General features: G+C 73.8%; 20 protein-coding genes. 3 read left to right on the top strand and 17 right to left on the bottom strand.

Features of this window, described 5'->3' with window-relative positions:
- On the bottom strand, nt 1–858 hold the full coding sequence (locus tag ACIGHB_RS11380) for a phosphotransferase enzyme family protein (protein ID WP_399911737.1): 858 nt from the start codon (nt 856–858) through the stop codon (nt 1–3).
- Nucleotides 859–1,055: 197 nt separating this feature from the next.
- On the opposite strand from ACIGHB_RS11380, the gene ACIGHB_RS11375 reads away from it, so the two are divergent.
- On the top strand, nt 1,056–1,610 hold the full coding sequence (locus ACIGHB_RS11375) for a DUF1697 domain-containing protein (protein ID WP_360309235.1): 555 nt from the start codon (nt 1,056–1,058) through the stop codon (nt 1,608–1,610).
- On the opposite strand, the gene ACIGHB_RS11370 is transcribed toward ACIGHB_RS11375, so the two are convergent.
- The 14 genes from ACIGHB_RS11370 to ACIGHB_RS11305 all read right to left on the bottom strand — a co-directional run bounded on the left by ACIGHB_RS11370 (nt 1,607) and on the right by ACIGHB_RS11305 (nt 15,605).
- Nucleotides 1,607–2,353 (bottom strand): sirohydrochlorin chelatase, encoded by a 747-nt coding sequence (locus tag ACIGHB_RS11370; protein ID WP_399911734.1) that lies wholly within the window; start codon nt 2,351–2,353, stop codon nt 1,607–1,609. The two genes, ACIGHB_RS11375 and ACIGHB_RS11370, sit on opposite strands and share 4 nt — an antisense overlap.
- 7 nt (nt 2,354–2,360) lie before the next feature.
- Nucleotides 2,361–3,248 (bottom strand): ABC transporter permease, encoded by an 888-nt coding sequence (locus ACIGHB_RS11365; protein ID WP_360309231.1) that lies wholly within the window; start codon nt 3,246–3,248, stop codon nt 2,361–2,363.
- Nucleotides 3,235–4,029, bottom strand: coding sequence for an ABC transporter ATP-binding protein (locus tag ACIGHB_RS11360; RefSeq protein WP_360309229.1), 795 nt, complete (start codon nt 4,027–4,029; stop codon nt 3,235–3,237). Before ACIGHB_RS11360 ends, ACIGHB_RS11365 begins: the two co-directional genes overlap by 14 nt.
- Nucleotides 4,030–4,063: 34 nt before the next feature.
- A complete protein-coding gene (locus ACIGHB_RS11355) occupies nt 4,064–5,182 on the bottom strand; it encodes an ABC transporter substrate-binding protein (protein WP_360309227.1) in 1,119 nt (372 codons plus the stop codon).
- A gap of 209 nt (nt 5,183–5,391) precedes the next feature.
- A complete protein-coding gene (locus ACIGHB_RS11350) occupies nt 5,392–6,735 on the bottom strand; it encodes a sulfate adenylyltransferase subunit 1 (protein ID WP_399911730.1) in 1,344 nt (447 codons plus the stop codon).
- 2 nt (nt 6,736–6,737) lie between these two features.
- Complete coding sequence (gene cysD / locus ACIGHB_RS11345) at nt 6,738–7,673, bottom strand: sulfate adenylyltransferase subunit CysD (protein WP_360309223.1); 936 nt, start codon at nt 7,671–7,673, stop codon at nt 6,738–6,740.
- On the bottom strand, nt 7,670–8,236 hold the full coding sequence (cysC, locus tag ACIGHB_RS11340) for an adenylyl-sulfate kinase (protein WP_360309221.1): 567 nt from the start codon (nt 8,234–8,236) through the stop codon (nt 7,670–7,672). The genes cysD and cysC overlap by 4 nt, the downstream gene beginning before the upstream one ends.
- Nucleotides 8,236–8,970 carry a phosphoadenylyl-sulfate reductase gene (locus tag ACIGHB_RS11335; protein WP_399911727.1) on the bottom strand — a complete coding sequence of 245 codons (735 nt, stop codon included), beginning with the start codon at nt 8,968–8,970 and terminating at the stop codon, nt 8,236–8,238. The genes cysC and ACIGHB_RS11335 overlap by 1 nt, the downstream gene beginning before the upstream one ends.
- On the bottom strand, nt 8,967–9,146 hold the full coding sequence (locus ACIGHB_RS11330) for a hypothetical protein (protein ID WP_362112419.1): 180 nt from the start codon (nt 9,144–9,146) through the stop codon (nt 8,967–8,969). Before ACIGHB_RS11330 ends, ACIGHB_RS11335 begins: the two co-directional genes overlap by 4 nt.
- A 28-nt stretch (nt 9,147–9,174) precedes the next feature.
- The gene (locus ACIGHB_RS11325) at nt 9,175–10,872 is read right to left on the bottom strand and encodes a nitrite/sulfite reductase (RefSeq protein WP_360309215.1); all 1,698 of its coding nucleotides are present in this window, start codon (nt 10,870–10,872) and stop codon (nt 9,175–9,177) included.
- Between the two features lie 126 nt (nt 10,873–10,998).
- Complete coding sequence (locus tag ACIGHB_RS11320; protein WP_311136957.1) at nt 10,999–11,082, bottom strand: putative leader peptide; 84 nt, start codon at nt 11,080–11,082, stop codon at nt 10,999–11,001.
- A gap of 145 nt (nt 11,083–11,227) precedes the next feature.
- Complete coding sequence (locus ACIGHB_RS11315) at nt 11,228–11,797, bottom strand: GNAT family N-acetyltransferase (RefSeq protein ID WP_360309213.1); 570 nt, start codon at nt 11,795–11,797, stop codon at nt 11,228–11,230.
- 420 nt (nt 11,798–12,217) lie between these two features.
- Nucleotides 12,218–13,510, bottom strand: coding sequence for a GAF domain-containing protein (locus ACIGHB_RS11310; protein ID WP_399911722.1), 1,293 nt, complete (start codon nt 13,508–13,510; stop codon nt 12,218–12,220).
- A 457-nt stretch (nt 13,511–13,967) separates the two neighbouring features.
- Complete coding sequence (locus ACIGHB_RS11305; RefSeq protein ID WP_399911720.1) at nt 13,968–15,605, bottom strand: acyl-CoA dehydrogenase family protein; 1,638 nt, start codon at nt 15,603–15,605, stop codon at nt 13,968–13,970.
- Nucleotides 15,606–15,622: 17 nt separating this feature from the next.
- Here ACIGHB_RS11305 and ACIGHB_RS11300 point away from each other — a divergent pair, with 17 nt between their 5' ends.
- Together ACIGHB_RS11300 and ACIGHB_RS11295 are read left to right on the top strand one after the other, a co-directional pair.
- A complete protein-coding gene (locus ACIGHB_RS11300) occupies nt 15,623–16,747 on the top strand; it encodes a YihY/virulence factor BrkB family protein (RefSeq protein WP_360309207.1) in 1,125 nt (374 codons plus the stop codon).
- A gap of 62 nt (nt 16,748–16,809) precedes the next feature.
- Nucleotides 16,810–17,565 (top strand): helix-turn-helix domain-containing protein, encoded by a 756-nt coding sequence (locus ACIGHB_RS11295; RefSeq protein WP_399911716.1) that lies wholly within the window; start codon nt 16,810–16,812, stop codon nt 17,563–17,565.
- On the opposite strand, the gene ACIGHB_RS11290 is transcribed toward ACIGHB_RS11295, so the two are convergent.
- Both ACIGHB_RS11290 and ACIGHB_RS11285 read right to left on the bottom strand, forming a co-directional pair.
- On the bottom strand, nt 17,505–17,924 hold the full coding sequence (locus tag ACIGHB_RS11290; RefSeq protein ID WP_399911712.1) for a VOC family protein: 420 nt from the start codon (nt 17,922–17,924) through the stop codon (nt 17,505–17,507). The genes ACIGHB_RS11295 and ACIGHB_RS11290 overlap by 61 nt on opposite strands.
- A gap of 18 nt (nt 17,925–17,942) precedes the next feature.
- Nucleotides 17,943–20,009: a BTAD domain-containing putative transcriptional regulator gene (locus ACIGHB_RS11285; protein WP_399911710.1), complete on the bottom strand. Its 2,067-nt coding sequence runs from the start codon at nt 20,007–20,009 to the stop codon at nt 17,943–17,945.
- Nucleotides 20,010–20,284 lie beyond the last annotated feature (275 nt).

Here is a 20,284-nt window from a genome sequence, read left to right as displayed (position 1 = left end):
TCAGAACGGATACCAGCGGACCTCCGGATCGCCGTCCCGCAGCGACGCCACCCGCCGCTCGAACTCGGCCAGCGCCTTCGGGTTGTGCGGCGCGTGCTGGGCCACCCAGGCGCAGCTCGCGGTCTCCCGTGCCCCGCGCAGCACCGCGCACCCCTCCCACTCCCGCACGTCCCAGCCGTACGCCCCGGTGAAGGCGTCGTAGGCCGCCGGGTCCAGGCCGTACCGGTCCCGGGAGAGCGCGAGGACCACCAGGTCGTGCTCGCGCAGGTCGGAGGAGAAGGTCTCCAGGTCCATCAGGACCGGCCCGTCCGGGCCCACCTGCACATTGCGCGGCAGCGCGTCGCCGTGGATCGGACCGGGGGGCAGGTGCGGGACGAGCGCGGCGGCCGCCGGAGCGAAGGAGTCCCGGCGCTCCCGCAGGAAGGCCGCGTCCGCCGGGTCGATCGCGTCCCCCGCCAGCCGCAGCCAGCGCTCCACCCCGCCCAGCAGCTCCCGCCGGGGCAGCGCGAACCCGGCCGGCTCGGGCAGCGCGTGCACCGCCGCGAGCAGCGGCGCCAGATCGCGGGGCTCGGCCGGGCGGACGGCCTCCGGCAGCGGATGCCAGAAGGTGAGCGGATGCCCCTCGACCAGCCGCGGCTCCTTCTCCGCCGCCCGCACCGCCGGCACCCCGGCCCCGGCGAGCCAGCCGGCCAGCGCGACCTCCCGCTCCGCCCGCGCGAACAGCTCGGCGGACCGGCCGACCTTGACGACCAGGCCGGCCACGGCGAAGACCGCGTTCTCACCCAGCGCGAGCAGCCGCGCCCCGTCGGCCGGAAGCCCCGCCGCGGCCAGGATCTCCCGGGCCCTCGCCTCGTCCATCGCCACTCTCCTCACCCGGTGGTACGTGTGCGCGAGCAGTCTCCCATCCCTGGCAGAACCCCCCGGCATTACGAAACCTTGTTCAATAAGTCACAGATCCGTGACGGCCCTTCCCCTGCCCGCAGTCCATCGGAGAGGGTTCGGACCAGCCACCGCGCCACCCCCCACGAGGCGCGGTGGCCTTCTACCCTGTCCGCATGACGACGACGTACGCGCTCCTCCTCCGCGGCATCAACGTGAGCGGCCGGCGCAAGCTCCCCATGGCGGAGCTGCGCGCCCTCCTCGAAGGACTCGGCCACGGCGGCGTGCGGACCTACCTCCAGAGCGGCAACGCCGTCTTCAGCCCCGGCACGGACGCCCCCGAGGACGACCTCGCCGCCGCGATCGAGGACGCCGTCGAGGAGCGCTTCGGCTTCCGCGCCGACTGCCTCGTCCGCGACGGCGGCTACCTCGCGGCCGTCGCCGAGGCGTGCCCCTTCCCCGCCGACGAGCTGGAGGGCAAGCAGCTGCACGCCGTGTACTACTCCGCGCCGGTCACCCCGGACCGCTTCGCCTCGGTCGACGCCGAGGCCCTGCTGCCCGAGGCGTTCGCCCTCGGCGACCGGGTGACGTACCTCTACACGCCGGACGGCCTCGGCCGCTCCAAGCTCGCCGAGGCCGTGCTGCGCCCGTCCCTCAACAAGGGCGTGGTGGCCACCGCCCGCAACTGGAACACGGTCCGCAAGCTGGTGGAGATGACCGCGTCCGGCTAACCGGCGGCGACCGCCAGCCGCTCCGGGGCGCGGAGCGCCTCCGCGTACCGCAGCACCAGGAGGCGGGCGAGTTCGGGGGAGGGGCCGAGGACGTCGGCCAGGACGTCCGCCCCGGCGGCGCCGGCCGCGATCCGGTCCGGGAGGCGGCCCGGAGCGATCACGTACGGGGCCACCGCCACCCGGCGGACGCCGGGTTCGGCGCGCAGCGCCCGTACCGCGTCCTCGGTCCGGGGAAGAGATGCGGAGGCGAACGCGGGCCGCACGGAGCACCAACCGGTGCGCCGCAGCTCCCGCGCCGTTTCTGCGATCACCGCGATCGCCTCCGGGTCTGTGGAGCCCGCCGAGGCCAGGACGACCCCCGTGGTGCTCCGGTCGCCGGGCGTGAGCCCGGCGTCGTACAGGCGCCGTTCCACCGCCGCGAGCAGCAGCGGGGACGGGCCGAGGACCTCCGCCTGCCGGATCCGCAGCCCGGCCGGCGCCCCGCGCAGGACGGCCGGGATGTCGGCCTTGGCGTGGAAGGCCCGGGTCAGCAGCAGCGGCAGCGCCACCACGTCCCGTACCCCCTCGGCGGCGAGCCGGTCCAGGACGCCCGCCACCGACGGCAGGTTGAAGTCCAGGAACGCGGTCTCCACCCGCAGCCCCGGCCGCAGCGCGCCGGCCCGGCGCACCAGCGCCTGGACGGTCGCCGCGTGCCGCGGGTCGCGGCTGCCGTGGGCGATGACGAGGAGGACTGGATGGTTCATCGGTGGCTCACTTCACCAGCAGGCCGCGGCTGCGGAGCACCCAGCGCTCCAGCGGGCTGAAGATCAGCAGGTCGATGGCGATGCCGACGACCAGGATCAGCAGGATCGCCAGGAAGACGCCGGGCAGGTCGATGTTGTTGCGGCCGTTCTCCAGGAGCTGGCCCAGGCCGAGGCCCAGGTCGGGGGAGGAGGCGATGATCTCCGCCGCCATCAGCGAGCGCCAGGAGAACGCCCAGCCCTGCTTCAGGCCGGCCAGGTACCCGGGCAGCGCCGCCGGGAGGACCACGTGCCAGGTGCCCTTGAGGCCGGTGGCGCCCAGGGTGCGGCCGGCCCGCAGGAACAGCGGCGGCACCTGGTCCACGCCGGAGACCAGGCCGTTGGCGATGGACGGCACGGCGCCGAGCAGGATCACCGTGTACATCATGGCGTCGTTGAGGCCGAACCAGAGCACGGCCGGCGGCACCCACGCCACCGACGGCAGCGACTGGAGACCGGAGAGGATCGGGCCGATCGCGGCGCGCACGAACTTCACCCGGGCCACGAGCAGACCCAGCGGGGTGCCGATGGCGAGGGCCAGCAGGAAGCCGGAGAGGCCCCGGGAGACGCTGGTCCAGATGACCTCCAGGAGGGTGCCCTGGAGCCACATGTCGGTCAGGCCGTCCCACACCGCGCCCGGCGCGGGCAGCTTGGTCTCCTCGGTGATCTTCGCCGAGACGAGGAGCTGCCAGACGACGAGGACGAGGGCGACCGCGAGCGTGGGCGGGAGGACCTTCTTGAGGAGGACCTCGCGGACCGGGGTGCGGCGGACCTCGACCGCGTCCAGCGCGTCGAGCCCGGCCTCCAGACCGGCGAGGTCCTCGCCCTTGGCCTTCGGGGCGGTGTCAGTGCTGGCCATGGCGGCGGATCTCCCCACGCAGGTGTTCAGTGATCTCGACGGACAGCTCGGCCACGTCGGCGTCCTCGATGCGGCGCGGCTGCGGGATGTCCACGGTCCACTCCTTGGCGACCCGGCCGGGCCGGGAGGAGAGCAGGACCACCCGCTCGGCGAGGCGGACGGCCTCGCGCACGTTGTGGGTGACGAAGAGGACCGAGAGGTTCGTCTCCTCCCAGATGCGGGTGAGCTCGCCGTGCAGCACGTCCCGGGTGATGGCGTCGAGCGCCGCGAAGGGCTCGTCCATCAGCAGCAGCTGGCTGTCCTGGGCCAGTGCCCGGGCGAGCGCCACGCGCTGGCGCATGCCGCCGGACAGTTCGTGCACCCGCTTGCCGTACGCGCCGCCCAGCCGGACGAGTTCGAGCAGCCGCTCGGCCTCCGGCTTGCGCTCGGCGCGCGGCAGCCCGCGCAGCCGCAGCGCCAGTTCGATGTTCTTGCCCGCGGTCAGCCACGGGAAGAGGGCGTGCTCCTGGAACATCAGGGCCGGCCGGCCGCCCGGGGTCGCGATGGACCCCTGGGTCGGCCGGTCCAGTCCCGCGACCAGGTTGAGGAGCGTGGACTTGCCACACCCCGAGGCGCCCAGGATGGTGACGAACTCGCCGGGCGCGACGTCGAGACTGACGTCGTCCAGGACGAGCTGGGTACCGGCCGGGCCGGAGAAGGACTTCGAGACGTGCTCGATCCGGGCGGCGTGCGTCTGCTCCGCTACGGTGCCCTCGGCAGCCTTGGCGAACGTCGTGGCCATGGTCGTCACCTCCTGTGGATGGGCGTGGGTTCCGTTACTTGACGCCGAGGCCGGCGTCGGAGACCTCGGGCTTGCCCGCCGCCTTGAGGACCTTGTTGAGGAGCGTCAGGTCGTAGATGCCGGCCAGGTCGGGCTGGTCGATCAGCCCCGCCTTCACGGCCCACTCGGACTGGGTCTTCAGCGTCGCGGCCAGCGGGTCGTCGGTGACCGCGATGCTCGGCCACGCGGGGTCGATGACCTTGGCGTCCAGCGGCTTGCCGGTGAGCGACTCCAGGGCCGCGTTGGCGGCGGACTTCGCCTCGGCCGGGTTGGCGCCGATCCACGCGTTGGTCTTCACGGTGCCCCTGAGGACGGCCTCGACCACGTCCGGGTGCTCCGCGAGGAAGGTCTGCGACACGATGACGTTCGTGATCACGAACTTCTTGTCGGGCCACAGGGAGGTCTCGTCGAGGAGGACGGAGCCGCCCTGGGACACCAGCTTGGAGGCGGTCGGCTCGGGGACCCACGCGCCGTCGATGGAGCCCGACTTGAAGGCGTCCGGGGTGACCTTGTTGTCGGTGCGGACGACGGAGACGTCGCCCTTTCCGGACTCCGGGTCGACCTTCCAGCCCTGCTCGGAGATCCAGTTGAGCAGCGCGACGTCCTGCGTGTTCCCCTTCTGCGGGGTGGCGATGCGCTTGCCCTTGACGTCGTCCAGGGTCTTGATCCGGTCCGGGTTCACGACCAGCTTCACGCCGCCGGAGGCGGAGCCGGAGATGATCCGCAGGTTCTTCCCCTTGGACTTGACGTAGGCGTTGATGGACGGCGAGGGGCCGATGAAGCCGATGTCGAGCGAGCCGCCGTTGAGCGCCTCGATCTCGGACGGGCCGGCGTTGAAGGTCTGGGGCTTGAGGACCGTGCCCCCCAGCTCCTTCTGGATGTGACCGTCCTTGACGCCGATCAGCGCGGTGGCGTGCGTCAGGTTGGGGAAGTAGCCGATCCGGACCTCGGGGGCGGACAGCTTCTTCGCGTCGGCCGCGATCGGGGCCTTCTCCGCGGAAGCGTCCTTCGCCTGGGAGCCGTAGCCGCAGGAGGCGAGCGCGCCGATCAGCAGGGGCAGGGCGGCGGTGGCGGCCAGGCTGCGGCGCAGGGTGGTACGGGTGGTGGCAGGCACGGAAGGTGTTCCCCTCGGGATGTTAGGGACTTCGAAGTCTGTGTTCGTGACGTGCGGGACGGAGCGGGTGGAGCCGGGTGGCACCGCTCGCGCGGTGCGCCGAGGTCAGCACGCACATCGCGCGACACCTCCCCGGCCCGCGCCGAGGGCGCCGGAGCCGACCCGGCCGCCTTCCTTCGCGAAGGTCCCGTAGACGTCCTGAAGCAGCATCAGAAGTCCCAGCCTTCCTCGTCGTCGGTGGTCTGCGCGGCCTTGGCGGTGGCGAAGGACTCGCCCGCCATGCCCGCCGCGAGGGTGGTGCCGTCGGCCGGGTCGATCAGCAGGAACGAACCGGTGCGGCGGGAGTCCGCGTACGCGTCCAGCGCGAGCGGCTCCGCGGTGCGGACCTTCACCCGGCCGATGTCGTTGGCGACCAGCTGCCCGGGCTCCGGGTGCTGGGAGAGGTCGTCCAGGGTGAGCCGGGACGGGATCTCCTTGACGATCGCCTTGACCGTACGGGTGGTGTGCTTGAGCAGCACCCGCTGGCCGACCGTGAGCGGCTGGTCCGCCACGTGGCAGACGGTCGCCTCGACGTCCTGGCTGGTGGCCGGGGCGTCGCCGCTCGGGGCGAGCAGGTCGCCGCGCGAGATGTCGATGTCGTCGGCGAGGCGGATGGTGACGGACTGCGGGGCCCAGGCGATGTCCACCGGCTCGCCCAGCGCGTCGATCGCGGTGATCGTGGAGGTCTTCCCCGACGGCAGGACGGTGACCTGCTCGCCGACCCGGAAGGCACCGGCCGCGATCTGGCCCGCGTAGCCGCGGTAGTCGGGGTGCTCGGCGGTCTGCGGGCGGATCACGTACTGCACGGGGAAGCGGGCGTGGCAGCCCGTCAGGTCGTGGCTGACCGGCACCGTCTCCAGGTGCTCCAGGACGGTCGGGCCGCCGTACCAGTCCATGTTCGCGGACGGCTCCACGACGTTGTCGCCGGCCAGCGCCGAGATCGGGATCGCGGTGATCTCCGGGACGCCGAGCTCGGAGGCGTACGTGGTGAACTCCTCGGCGATCGCGGCGAAGACGGACTCCCGGTACTCGACCAGGTCCATCTTGTTCACGGCCAGGACCACGTGCGGCACGCGGAGCAGGGCGGCGACGGCGGCGTGCCGGCGGGTCTGCTCGACGACGCCGTTGCGGGCGTCGACCAGGACCACGGCCAGCTCGGCCGTCGAGGCGCCCGTCACCATGTTGCGGGTGTACTGCACGTGCCCCGGGGTGTCGGCGAGGATGAACCGCCGGCGGGGGGTCGCGAAGTAGCGGTACGCCACGTCGATGGTGATGCCCTGCTCCCGCTCGGCCCGCAGGCCGTCGGTGAGCAGCGCCAGGTCGGGGGCCTCCTGGCCGCGCGAGCGGGAGGCGTGCTCCACGGCCTCCAGCTGGTCGGCGAGGACCGACTTGGAGTCGTGCAGGAGCCGCCCGACGAGGGTGGACTTGCCGTCGTCGACGGAGCCGGCGGTGGCGAAGCGCAGCAGGGTGGTGGCGGCCAGCTCGGCGGCCGGCTGCTCGATGGACGTGCTCATGGTTAGAAGTACCCTTCGCGCTTGCGGTCTTCCATCGCGGCCTCGGACAGCTTGTCGTCGGCCCGGGTGGCACCGCGCTCGGTGAGCCGGGAGGCGGCGATCTCGGCGATGACGGCGTCGAGCGTGGTGGCGTCGGAGTCGACGGCGCCGGTGCAGGACATGTCGCCGACCGTGCGGTAGCGGATCAGCCGAGTCTCGACCCGCTCGGTCTCCTTGGGGCCGCCCCACTCGCCGGCGGTGAGCCACATGCCGCTGCGGGCGAACACCTCGCGCTCGTGGGCGAAGTAGATCTGCGGGAGCTCGATCTTCTCCCGCTGGATGTACTGCCAGACGTCCAGCTCGGTCCAGTTGGAGAGCGGGAAGACCCGGACGTGCTCGCCGGGGGCGTGCCGGCCGTTGTAGAGCTGCCACAGCTCGGGGCGCTGGCGGCGCGGGTCCCACTGCGAGAACTCGTCGCGCAGGGAGAACACCCGCTCCTTGGCGCGGGCCTTCTCCTCGTCGCGCCGGCCGCCGCCGAAGACCGCGTCGAAGCGGTGCTGCTGGATCGCCTCGGTCAGCGGCACCGTCTGGAGCGGGTTGCGGGTGCCGTCCGGGCGCTCCTTGAGGGCGCCGCGGTCGATGTACTCCTGCACGGAGGCGACGTGCAGCCGCAGGCCGTGCTCGGCGACCACGCGGTCGCGGTACTCGATGACCTCGGGGAAGTTGTGGCCCGTGTCGACGTGCAGCAGCGTGAAGGGGACCGGCGCCGGGGCGAACGCCTTCAGCGCCAGGTGCAGCATGACGATGGAGTCCTTGCCGCCGGAGAAGAGGATCACCGGCCGCTCGAACTCACCCGCCACCTCACGGAAGATGTGGACGGCCTCGGACTCCAGGGAGTCGAGGTGCGACAGCGCGAACGGGCTGTCGGTGGTGTCGTGGGTGTGGGCGACGGTCGTCATGCCAGGCCCCTCTCGGTGAGCAGCGCGTGGAGCTGCGCCGCGGACTCCTGCACGGTCTGGTTCTGGGACTCGATCCGGAGATCGGGCGCTTCGGGGGCCTCGTACGGGTCGTCGACGCCGGTGAGGCCGGAGAGCTCGCCCGCGGCCTGCTTGGCGTAGAGCCCCTTGACGTCGCGGACGGAGCAGACCTCGACCGGGGTGGCCACGTGGACCTCGACGAAGGCGGTGCCCTCGGCCTGGTGCCGCTTGCGGACCGCCTCGCGGCTGTCGGCGTATGGGGCGATGACCGGGACCAGCGCGGTCACGCCCTGCGAGGCGAGCAGTTCGGCGACGAAGCCGATCCGCTGCACGTTGGTGAACCGGTCCTCGCGGGAGAAGCCGAGGCCCGCGGAGAGGAACTCGCGGATCTCGTCGCCGTCGAGGATCTCGACGCGGCGGCCCTCCTCGCGCAGCCGGCCGGCCAGCTCGTAGGCGATCGTGGTCTTGCCGGCGCTCGGCAGGCCGGTGAGCCAGACGGTGGCACCGGTCACGTGGGTCTCCAGGGGGGTGTCGGGGGTGGTCATCAGCCGTGCAGTCCGCACTCGGTCTTGGCGCGGCCGGCCCAGCGGCCGGCCCGGGCGTCCTCGCCGGCCTCGACGCGGCGGGTGCAGGGGGCGCAGCCGACGGAGGCGTACCCGTCCATGAGGAGCGGATTGGTGAGGACCCCGTACTCGGTGACGTAGGCGTCCACGTCGTCCTGGGTCCAGCGGGCGATGGGGGAGACCTTCACCTTGCGCCGCTTCTCGTCCCAGCCGACGACCGGGGTGTTCGCCCGGGTCGGGGACTCGTCGCGGCGCAGTCCGGTCGCCCACGCGGTGTACGCGGTGAGCCCGTCCTGGAGCGGCTTGATCTTGCGCAGCGCGCAGCACAGGTCGGGGTCGCGGTCGTGCAGCTTCGGCCCGTACTCGGCGTCCTGCTCGGCCACGGTCTGGCGCGGGGTCAGGGTGATGACCTTGACGTCCATGACGGCCTCGACGGCGTCACGGGTGCCGATGGTCTCCTCGAAGTGGTAACCGGTGTCGAGGAAGACGACGTCCACGCCGGGCATGGCGCGGGAGGCGAGGTGGGCGACGACCGCGTCCTCCATGGAGGAGGTGACGCAGAACTTCGGGCCGAAGGTGGCGGCGGCCCACTGGAGGATCTCCAGCGCGGAGGCGTCCTCCAGGTCGCGCCCGGCCTGCTCGGCGAGCGCCTTCAGCTCGGCGTCGGTGGTCGCCTCGGTGACCCGGTTGACCTGATTGATCTGAGTGCCCGTCATATCGATTCCCCTCCAGTGGTGTTGCCGGAAGTTCCGGGGGCGAGGAGCCCCAGGAACTTCAGCTGGAAGGCTCGACTGCACGCTGCGCATTCCCAGGCGCCGTGGCCCTGCTCGTTCGGGCGCAGGTCCTCGTCGCCGCAGTAGGGGCAGAAGAACGGTGCGGCGCGCTCGCTCATGCCGTGCTCCTCGTCTCGCTCGCCGCGCTCACGACAGGGCCTCCTCGGAGGCGCGGGCCGCCCAGGTGGCGAACCGCTCGCCGTCCTCGCGCTCCGCCTGGTAGCGGGTGAGGACGCGCTCGACGTAGTCGGGCAGCTCGGCGGAGGTGACCTTGAGGCCGCGGACCTTGCGGCCGAAGCCGGCCTCCAGGCCGAGGGCGCCGCCCAGGTGGACCTGGTAGCCCTCGACGCGGTTGCCCTCGTCGTCCAGGACGAGCTGGCCCTTGAGACCGATGTCCGCGACCTGGATGCGGGCGCAGGCGTTCGGGCAGCCGTTGATGTTGATGGTCAGCGGCTCGTCGAACTCCGGCAGGCGGCGCTCCAGCTCGTCGATGAGCGAGGAGCCGCGGCCCTTCGTCTCGACGATCGCGAGCTTGCAGAACTCGATGCCGGTGCAGGCCATCGTGCCGCGCCGGAAGGGGGACGGGGTGACCCGCAGGTCCAGCGACTCCAGGGCGGCGACCAGCGACTCGACCTGCGACTCCACGACGTCGAGGACGAGCATCTTCTGCTCGGCGGTCGTGCGGACCCGGCCGGAGCCGTGTGCCTCGGCGATCTCCGCGATCTTGGTGAGGGTGGGGCCGTCCACGCGGCCGACGCGCGGGGCGAAGCCGACGTAGAAGTTGCCGTCCTTCTGCCGGTGGACGCCGACGTGGTCGCGCCAGCGGCCGGCCGGCTGCTCGGGGGCGGGACCGTCGCTGAGCTTCCGCTTCAGGTACTCGTCCTCCAGGACCTGGCGGAACTTCTCCGGGCCCCAGTCGGCGACGAGGAACTTCAGGCGGGCGCGGTTGCGCAGCCGGCGGTAGCCGTAGTCGCGGAAGATCGAGATGACGCCCTCGTAGACGTCGGGGACCTCGTCCAGGGAGACCCAGGTGCCCAGGCGGACGCCGAGCTTGGGGTTGGTGGAGAGACCGCCGCCGACCCAGACGTCGAAGCCGGGACCGTGCTCGGGGTGGACGACGCCGACGAAGGAGATGTCGTTGATCTCGTGCGCCACGTCGAGCAGCGGCGAGCCGGAGACGGCGGACTTGAACTTGCGGGGCAGGTTGGAGAAGTCCTTGTTGCCGACGATCCGGCGCTGGATCTCGTCGATGGCGGGGGTGCCGTCGATGATCTCCTCCTCGGCGATGCCGGCGACCGGCGAGCCGAGGATGACGCGCGGGGTGTCGCCGCACGCCTCGGTGGTGGAGAGGCCGACCGCCTCCAGGCGGTTCCAGATCTCGGGGACGTCCTCGATGCGGATCCAGTGGTACTGGACGTTCTGCCGGTCCGTGATGTCGGCGGTGCCGCGGGCGAACTCCTCGGAGATCTCGCCGATCACCCGGAGCTGCCGGGTGGTCAGCCGGCCGCCGTCGATGCGGACGCGGAGCATGAAGTACTCGTCGTCCAGCTCCTCCGGCTCCAGGACGCCGGTCTTGGTGCCGTCCAGGCCCTGCTTGCGCTGGGTGTACAGACCCCACCAGCGCATGCGTCCGCGAAGGTCGTTGGGGTCGATCGAGTCGAAACCGCGCTTCGAGTAGACCGTCTCAATACGTGTCCGCACATTGAGACCGTCGTCGTCCTTCTTGAACTGCTCATTGCCGTTCAGCGGGGTGAAGTGCCCCACGGCCCACTGACCCTCGCCACGGTGGCGCCCGGTCTTGCGGCGGGCGGCGGCGGGAGTGGGGTTTTCCGGGGTGGCGGCCATGGCGTCTTGTCCTTCGGGACTGCGGGAGGGCGGCTCTGACCTGCACACTCGCGCGCAGAACAGAGAGTGGCGCGGCGGTGCGCAGCAGGGTCGGGCAGAGAGGAGGGTGCGGCAGTGCTGGCTTGCTCAGCGCGCCGGACAGATGGCGCTGGACATGCGGCCGAGGTCGACGTGCCGCCGACTCACCAAGGCAGTTCCAGTTCCAGGCATGGCGGAAGCGTGTCACGGGACTTTGGACCCAGTCCAGCATCGTCCGTTATGTGGACATGAAAGTCTCACTGTGCGAGATGGTGTGGTCTGGGTCACGCAAAAGGGGCCCTGATCAGGGCCCCTCTCGCGGTGAACTGGCGCGGGGTCAGCCGTTCGCGCCGGGCCACGGGCCGGGCGTCTCGGTCTCCTCGGCCTCCTCCACCTTGGTGTCGAAGAGCCGGAAGCCGCGGCGCTCGTAGTTGGCCATGGCGTGCGGGCCGTCCAGCGAGCAGGTGTGCAGCCAGACCCGCTTGGTCGGCTCCCGGTCCGGCCAGCGCTCGGCGAGGTCCCAGGCGCGGCGGATCCCCTCGGTGAGCAGGTGGCCGCCGATGCGGCGGCCCCGGAAGGCGGGGATCAGACCGAAGTAGATGATCTCCACGACCCCGTCGTCCTGCGGGTCGAACTCCACGTACCCGGCCGGCGTCCCCCGGTCGTACGCCACCCAGACCTCCGCGCCCGGCTTCTCCGCGATCTCCTTCCACTGCGCGTACGACAGCGGGAGCCGGTCGGCCCAGTGGATGTCGCCGCCGACGGCGGTGTAGAGGTAGCGGCTGAACTCGGGGGAGGGGACCTCGGCCCGGCGGACGACGACGTCGCCGCCCTCGGGGACGCGCGCCGGACGCAGGTCGTCGGGCGAGGTCTGTTCCAGGGACCAGGTGGTGAGAGTGATGCTCATACCCTTATCGCATCATGCGGAGCCCCGGATTCCCAGGCCGGCCGGACGTGGGCCCCGTCTCCCCGGCAGGCCCCGCACCTGCGGCTCCGCCCCTCCGCCCCTCGGCCCCTCCGCCCCCGGCGCGCCCGCGTCCGCCGCGTTCCGGCTCGCGCCGACGGCTCCGCCGTCGCTCGCTGCGCCCGGTGCCCCGCTGCGCCGGACGCGGTGTCCGGCATGTGGACACCGTGGGGTAGCGGTGGCGGATTTCCGGCCAGGACGGGTGCGGGCGGCTGTGCGCGCCGGGGCGGGTGAGCGCACGCGCCCGGGTCGGTGGCCGACGGGAGGGGGGCGGTCCGGGTGCTCGGGGCCGGGCTGGGGCGGCCCGGGGTCCGGGGCCGGGTCAGGGCCGGGTCGGGGCCGCCCCCGGGGCCGGCGGCCGGGTCAGACGCGGCTCGTCGTGCGGATCGCCGGGGCCGTGGAGTGGGGCAGCAGGTCGGCCGGGTGGGCCGGGCGTCGTACCTCGACCTCGATCTCCTCGCGGAAGCGGTACGGGCGGTGCGCCAGGACCCCGGCGAGGGTCCGGCGTACCCGGGACATCTCGGCCCGTACCGTCACCGTCCTCGTCCGGTCCCCGAACACGTCCTCCGCCAGATCCGCCGCCGTCCGCCCGTCCGGATGCAGCGCCAGGAGATAGAGGAGCTCCGCGTGGCGCGGGCTCAGCTCCTGCTGCCAGCTCCCCGCCGCCCCGGAGACCGCCACCGTCCAGCGGCGCGGCCGGCTCAGGTCCAGCACCACCCGGCTCGCCGCGCCCGAGTCCGTACCCGCCGGCGCGGTGTCCTCCTCGACCCGCAGCAGCCAGCCGCCGGGCAGCGGCTCCACCGCGCACAGGCCCAACGAGGGCAGCCAGGCCCGCCCGGCGCCGAAGTTCTTCGGCAGCGTGATCCGGTCCACCGGGGCGAGCCCGGTCACCGCGGCCGTCCAGCCGTGCGGGTCGACCGCGACGGCCCGGCCGCCCACCCGGCACAGGATCGGCGCCGCCACCGCCCGCAGCCGCTCGACCGTGGACCGGTGCCGCTCGCGCATCTCGGCCTCCGCGAGCCGGGCGACCGACCCCACCAGGGCCAGCATCGACGGGTGGAAGGTGGAGGCCGGACCGCTCACGTCCAGGACGCCGAGCAGCCGCTGGTCGCGCGGGTCGTGGACGGGCGCCGCCGCGCAGGTCCAGTTGTGCAGCGACTGCACGTAGTGCTCGGCGGAGTGGACCTGCACCGCCCGGTGGGTGGCGAGCGCGGTGCCGACCGCGTTGGTCCCGGTGATGTGCTCCGTCCAGGCCGCCCCCTCCGACAGGCAGATCCGGTTCGCCTGCCGCATCACCGAGGGGTGGCCCTCCCGCCACAGCACCCGGCCGTGCTCGTCGGTGACCACCATGATCTGGAGCGAGGCGTCGGCGATCCCGGCCAGACCGGAGCTGAGGGTCTGCATCACCTCGGCGAGGAGGGTGCTCCGCCGCCGGTGCTCCAGCTCGTCGCGGCGCAGCAGCACGCTGCTGGTGCCCTGGTCGGGGTCGAGACCGAGCCGGGCCATCCGCTGCCAGGAGGCGTCGATCTCCGGCCGGGGCGCGATCGGCGGCGTCCGTCCGGCCAGGGTCTCCTCGCGGACGCGGTGGAGCAGCCGGGCCGCCTGGACGGCGTCCATGGTGGCCAGCCGTTTCATGTCGAGCCGCGTGTTGTTCATCGGTCCCTCCCCGCCACCCGGTGTGCTGTATCGGTTCTGCAGTGTCCGGGCGGATGACCGGAGTGTCGTGAGCGTCCTACGGCCCAGGCCGCGGGGTCGTCCGGGCCGGGCTCGCAGTGTCGCGGGTCCATCGTGCCGTCCGGAAGCCCTCCATGGAGCCCGGTTCGGGTAATCCTGCAACCCTTTGCAACTCTGGCCTCACTCCGCCCCCGTGCCCGAGGGTGATGACGGCGGGTGGTGGTGCCGTGTCGGCGCAGCACCACCCCCGCCTTCCGCGCGTGCCGGCCCCGCGCCCCGCCCGACGGGCCGCGCAGGGCCCACCCCTGGTACGCGCGGCAGACTTCCCGAGATCCGCGGCGGACTTCCGGACCTCTACGGACTTCCGGACCTACGGACTACCGGACCGGCGTACCCCCACATCACTCCACCGGCCTCCGCCGGCCTCACCCCACCGGCCTCACTCCGCCGGCCGCGCCCGCTCCACCACCGCGCGCAGGTCCAGGGTGTGCGGCAGCGTGCCGAAGCCCGCGCCCCCTTCGCCGCCGAGGCGGCCCGCGCAGAACGCGTCCGCCACCTCCGGCGGGGCCCAGCGGACGAGGAGCGCGCCCTGGAGGACCAGGGCCATCCGCTCGGCGAGCCGCCGGGCCCGCGCCTCGACGCCCTCCAGATCGGCCAGCTCCGTGAGCAGGCCCCGGATCGCCCGGTCGAGCCGGGGGTCCGCGCCCCGCGCCTCCCCGACCTCCCGCAGATACGCGTCCAGCGCCGCCGGTTCCGTCCGCAGCGCCCGCAGCGCGTCCAGCGCCTGGATGTTCCCGGCGCCCTCCCCGACCGAGTTCAGCGGCGCCTCGCGCAGCAGCCTCGGCAGCCCGGACTCCTCCACGTACCCGTTCCCGCCCAGGCACTCCAGCGCCTCGGCCACCACCGGCACGCACCGCTTCGTCACCCAGTACTTGGCCGCCGGCACCGCGATCCGCAGCAGCGCCGACTCCCGCTCCGTACCGGCGTCGTACGCCGCCGCCAGCCGCATCCCGAGAACGGTCGCCGCCTCCGACTCCACGGCGAGATCCGCCAGCACGTTCCGCATCAGCGGCTTGTCGGCGAGGAGGCCGCCGGAGGCCGAGCGATACGAGGCGTGGTGCACGGCCTGCGCCACCGCCTGCCGCATCAGCGCCGCCGACCCCAGCACGCGGTCCAGCCGGGTCGCCGCCACCGTCTCCCTCACGGTGGCGGCTCCGTGCCCCTCCTCTCCGACCCGGCGCGCCCACGTGGTCCCGTCGAACTCCACCTCCGCCGTGGCGTTCGACCGGTTCCCGAGCTTGTCCTTGAGCCGCTGGAGCGCGAAGGCGTTCCGCGAGCCGTCGTCGAGGACCCGGGGCACCAGGAAGCAGGTCAGCCCGCCGGGCGCCTGCGCGAGCACCAGGAACGCGTCCGACATCGGCGCCGAACAGAACCACTTGTGCCCCGTCAGGACGTACTCGCCGGGCGCCGCCAGCGGCCGCGCGGACGTCGTGATCGCCCGGAGGTCGCTGCCGCCCTGCTTCTCCGTCAGACCCATCCCCAGCAGCACCCCCGCCTTCGAGGCGGCCGGCCGCAGCTCCCGCTCGTACACCCGGGAGGCGGCCAGGGGCTCCCACACCGCCGCGAGGTCCGGCTCGGCCCGCAGCGCCGGCACCGCCGCGTGCGTCATCGACAGGGGACAGCCGTGCCCGGCCTCGGTCTGCGTCGCCACCAGGAAGGCGGCCGCCCGCCGCACGTGCCCGCCCGGCCGGCCCCACGCGTCCGTCAGGCCCGCGGCGACGCCCTTGCCGAGCACCCGGTGCCAGGCCGGATGGAACTCCACCTCGTCGATCCGGTGCCCGTACCGGTCGTGCGTCCGCAGGCGCGGCGGGAAGGCGTTCGCCAGCTCGCCCCACTCCCTGACCTGCTCCGAACCGGACGCCCGGCCCAGCCCGCTCAGCTCCTCGCGGGCCGTGTCCCGGAGCTCCGCGGGCAGGTGCCGGCCGACGGCCTCCGCCAGGGCCCGGTCGCACGCGTAGACGTCGTACCCCACCAGGGGCGGAGCCTGGTTGGTCACTGTGTGGGAGGCCGCTTCCATGCCGATACGGTAAGCAGGTGCAGGCAGCAAGCGAAACACCCGATCGGCCGGAGCGGCGCCCCTGGAGCAGGATCCACCGGGCCCGCGTCCTCTACCGCAACGTCTCGAAGCGGAAGATGGTCTGGCTGCTCCTCAAGGACACCGTGAACTCGTGCATCGAGTACCGGATCCTCGGCCTGGCCGCCGAGGCCGCCTTCTTCACCCTGCTGTCCCTGCCACCCCTGCTGCTCGGACTGATCGCCCTCCTCGGCTACGCCGACGACTGGACGAACACCGACACCGTCGCCAGCATCCAGGAGAACATCCTCCGGGCGGCCGGCACGGTCCTGTCCGACCGGGGCGTCGAGGAGATCGCGCAGCCCGTCCTCGACGACATCACCCGGGCGAAACGCCCCGAACTCATCTCCCTGGGCTTCGCCATCGCCCTCTGGTCCGGCTCCCGCGCGGTGAACGTCTTCATCGACACCATCACCGTCATGTACGGCCTCGACGGGCACCGGGGCATCGTGAAGACCCGGCTGCTCGCCTTCCTGCTCTACATCGTGGCGCTGCTCATCGGAGCGGTGGTGCTGCCGCTCGCGGTCGTCGGCCCGGACCGGGTCGTCGAACTCGTGGCCTGGGGCACCAACGTCGTCGCCGTCCTCTACTGGCCGGCCGTCATCCTGCTCTCCATCGCCTTCCTGACCACGCTCTACCACGTCTCCGTCCCCGTCCGGTCGCCGTGGATCGAGGACATCCCGGGCGCGCTCGTCGCCCTCGCGATGTGGGCGCTGGGCAGCTTCCTGCTCCGCATCTACCTGACGAGCCAGGTCGAGGGCCCCACCATCTACGGCTCGCTCGCCGCGCCCATCGCCATCCTCCTGTGGATCGGCGTCTCCGCCTTCGCGGTCCTGGTCGGCGCCGCCGTGAACGCGGCCATCGACCGCGTGTGGCCCTCCGTCGCCACCGCCGCCGCCCGCGAGGCCAACGAGCGCGCCCGCGCCGTCCAGGCCGCCGAACTCGTCGCCCGCATCCGGGCGGAGGCGGAGGAGGTCGACGAGGACGACCCCGACATGCCGTCCGAGTTCCCCGAGCGCTGGTCCAAGTTCCTCCCGCCCGACGACGTGAAGGCCCGCCTCCACACCGGCTGGGAGAAGGAATGACCCCTCCGGTCCAGCCCGAAGGGGTGTGCGAGGAGCGCCCCGCCCGGGTCTAGCCTGAAGGGGTGTACGAGGAGCGCCCCGCCCGGCTCGACGGCGCCGTCCTGTGGACCCGGACGGCACCCGCGCCCGTCGTGTCCGGCGCCCTCGTCGTCCCCGACGGGTGCATGGACCTGATCTGGGCCGACGGGCGGCTCCTCGTCGCGGGCGCCGACACGCGCGCGTACCGCTCGGGCGAGGCGGTCGCCCGGTACGCGGGGCTGCGCTTCGCCCCCGGTGACGCCCCGCGCCTCCTCGGCGTCCCGGCCCGCGAGCTGCGCGACCGCCGGGTGGACCTCGCCGACCTGTGGCCCGCGGCGGAGGCCCGCCGCCTCGCCGGCCGGATCGGCCGGGCCCCCGACCCCGCCGCCGCCCTGGAGGCGTACACGCTCCGCCGCGCGGCCGGCGCCGGGCCGCCCGACCCGCTGCTCCGGGCGATCAGCGCCCTGCTCGGCGCGGGCCGCCCGGTCGGCGAGACCGCCGACGCCCTCGGCCTCGGCGCCCGCCGGCTCCACCGCCTCTCCCTGGACGCCTTCGGCTACGGCCCCCAGACCCTGGCCCGGGTCCTCCGCCTCCAGCGCGCCCTCGCCCTCCTCCGGGCCGGCCTCCCGCCCGCCGAGGCCGCCGCGCGCGCGGGGTACACGGACCAGTCCCATCTGACCCGCGACACCCGCGCGCTGGCGGACACGACACCGGGGGCCTACGCGCGCGTGGCGGCCGGTCAGGCGTCGCCCGGGGCCCGGGAGTCGATCGAGGTGTCGGCGAACAGCGAGATCCCGTAGCCGTCCGGGTCGAGCACGACGGCGTACCGCTGCCCCCACACCGCGTCCCACGGCCTCATGTGCCCCGCGTACCCGGCCCGCGTCAGCTCCTCGTACGCCGCGTCCACCTCCCGCGCGGAGTCGCAGCGGAAGGCCAGCTCGCCCCGGCTCCCCTCGGCCCGCCGGTACGACGGGTCGAAGGAGCGGACGGACTCCTCCGTGTCCCACGCGAGCCGCAGCCCCCCGGGCAGCACCGCCTCCACGTGGGGCGCCTCCTCCGCGCCCTCCGGGAACGCGAAGCCCAGACGGCGGTAGAAGGCCAGCGAGGTGGCCATGTCGGCGACCACCAGTCCGATGAGGTCGAGTCGAGGTGTCTTCATGCCCCCGACGCTAGACACTCACGGGGACCACGTCTTGTACGCGTCGGACACCGGCGGCACCGGAGCCGGCCCGGCGAGCGGGGCGCGCGCCGGGCGCTGTATCGGCAGGGACTGGAGGTGGAGCAGGAGCAGGGGGTGGAAGCGGAACGCGGAGCCGCTCCCCGCCGGACCGCCCACGGCGGCGGGCCCGGCGGGCAGCGGCTCCAGGAGACACGCGTCGGCGAGGCGCTCGACCAGGTCCTCGGCCCGGGACGCGGTCAGTCCGAGCGCGGCGGCGGCCGAGTCCGGCGTGAAGGGGCGCGGGCCGAGCGCCGTGAGGCGGGTCAGCACCTCGCGGCTCTCGGTGTCGGCGCGCCGCAGCATCCGGGCCAGGGCACCGGCCACGTCGAGCCGTCCGAAGGAGAGTTCGCCGAGCCGGGTCGGCTCGGCGGCGAGCCGCTGCGCGAGGCGGGCCACCGACCAGTGCGGGCGGGCGACGAGACGGGTCCCGGCGATCCGCAGCGCCAGCGGCAGCCCGGCGCAGAGCTCCACGATCCGTTCCGCCGCGGCCGGCTCGGCGGTGGTGCGGGCCCGGCCGGCCGTCGCGGTGAGCAGCGCGAGCGACTCGGCGCGGTGCAGCGGGGCGAGGGGGAGGACCGTGGGGCCGGTCTCCGCGGCGAGGTGGACGTGGCCGGTGACGAGGACCGCGCAGTGCGGCCCGGCCGGCAGGAGCGGGGCGATCGCGGCGCGCTCGGAGGCGTTGTCCAGCAGGACCAGGAGCCGCCGCTCCGCCGTCCGGGTGCGGTAGATCCGTACGAGCTCGTCCAGGTCGCCGGCGACGGGCCCGGGCGGCTCGGCGCCGAGGGCGCGGAGGAACCGCGCCAGGACCTCGCGCGGATCCTCCGGGGTGCCGTGGGAACCGGTCAGGTCGGCGTACAGCTGCCCGTCGGGGAACCGCTCCCGGGCCGCGTGCAGGGCGTGCACGGCCAGGGCCGTCTTGCCGACGCCGGCCATGCCGGTGATCAGACAGCGGCGCGGCCCGGCGGCGTCGCCCGGGCGGGCGTCGAGCAGACGCGCCAGGGCGGCCCGCTCGCGGGCGCGCCCGGTGAAGCACGGAGCCTCGGTCGGCGTCATGAACGGCGTCACGGATGGAGTCATGGACGGCGTCATGGCCTGCGTACGGGCCGCCGGTCCCGGCGCGGGCGCCGTGCCGCGCGGCCGGGGCGGCCGTACCGGCGCGCCGCCCGGCACGGGGGGCGGTGACGGGCTCACCGGAGTCTGCCCGACGGACGGCGGGGACGGGCTCACGGGGGTCCGCCCGGCGGGTGGCGGGGACGGGTGCGCCGGAGGCTGCCCGGCGGGCGGCGGGGCCAGGTCGAGGGTGGCGCACAGCAGCGCCTGGTGCGCGGCCCTCAGCCCGTGGCCGGGATCGACCCCCAGCTCCTCGGCGAGCACCGCCCTGCCCTCGTCGAACACCTGGAGCGCCTCCGCCTGCCGCCCGCACCGGTACAGGGCGGTCATCAGCTGCGCCCGCATCCGCTCGCGCAGCGGGAAGTCGGCCACCAGCCGGGTCAGTTCGGCGACGACCCCCTCGTGGCGGCCCAGGGCGAGCTCGGCCTCCATCCGGTTCTCCAGGGTGGTGGCGCGCTCCTCCTCCCAGTGCGGGACCTCCTCCTCCGCGAGGAACTCGGTGACGTTCACCAGCACGGGGCCCCGCCACAACCCCAGCGCGTCACGCAGGAGGGTGGCGGCCTCCGCGTGCCGGTGCTCCTGGAGCGCCTGCCGGCCGAGCCGGTCGAGGCGCTCGTACTCCAGGACGTCGACCCGGCCGTCCCCGGTCCCGAGGGCGTACCCCGGTGCCCGGCGCTCCAGGGTGACCTCGGGGCCCAGCAGTTTGCGCAGCCGGGAGACGTACGTGTAGATCTGCCCGCTCATCGTGGCCGGCGGGTCCGCGCCCCACAGCAGGCGGCTCAGCCGGGCGTCCGGGACGACCTGCCCGCGCGCGAGCAGCAGGGCGGCGAGGAGGGTGTGCGTCTTCGTCCCCGTGAGGGCCACCCGGTGGCCGTCCCGGGTGGCCTCGACCGGGCCGAGCAGCTGGAAGTCCATGGCGGCTGGGGGGTCCTCTCGACGACCGGCGGGGGCTGACGCGGGCTGCGGAGACCACCTTGGCCGAACCCCCGCCCGTCCGGCGCCGAACCGGTCGGCATCCTCCCGGCAACCGGAACGGCTCCGGAGCGCCACCGGCACGCCGCCGGAACCCGTCGGAACCCACCGGCACGGCACCGGCACGCCACCGGCAACCGGGACCGGCACCCGGCGGCCCCGCACCGGCACCCCCGGCGGGCGGCGGTCCGCGGAATGGAGATTCCGTAGAGCCGCGT

This window comes from Streptomyces sp. NPDC085460, assembly GCF_044541975.1.
GTDB lineage: Bacteria > Actinomycetota > Actinomycetes > Streptomycetales > Streptomycetaceae > Streptomyces.
This window is presented reverse-complemented; position numbering and strand designations above follow the sequence as displayed.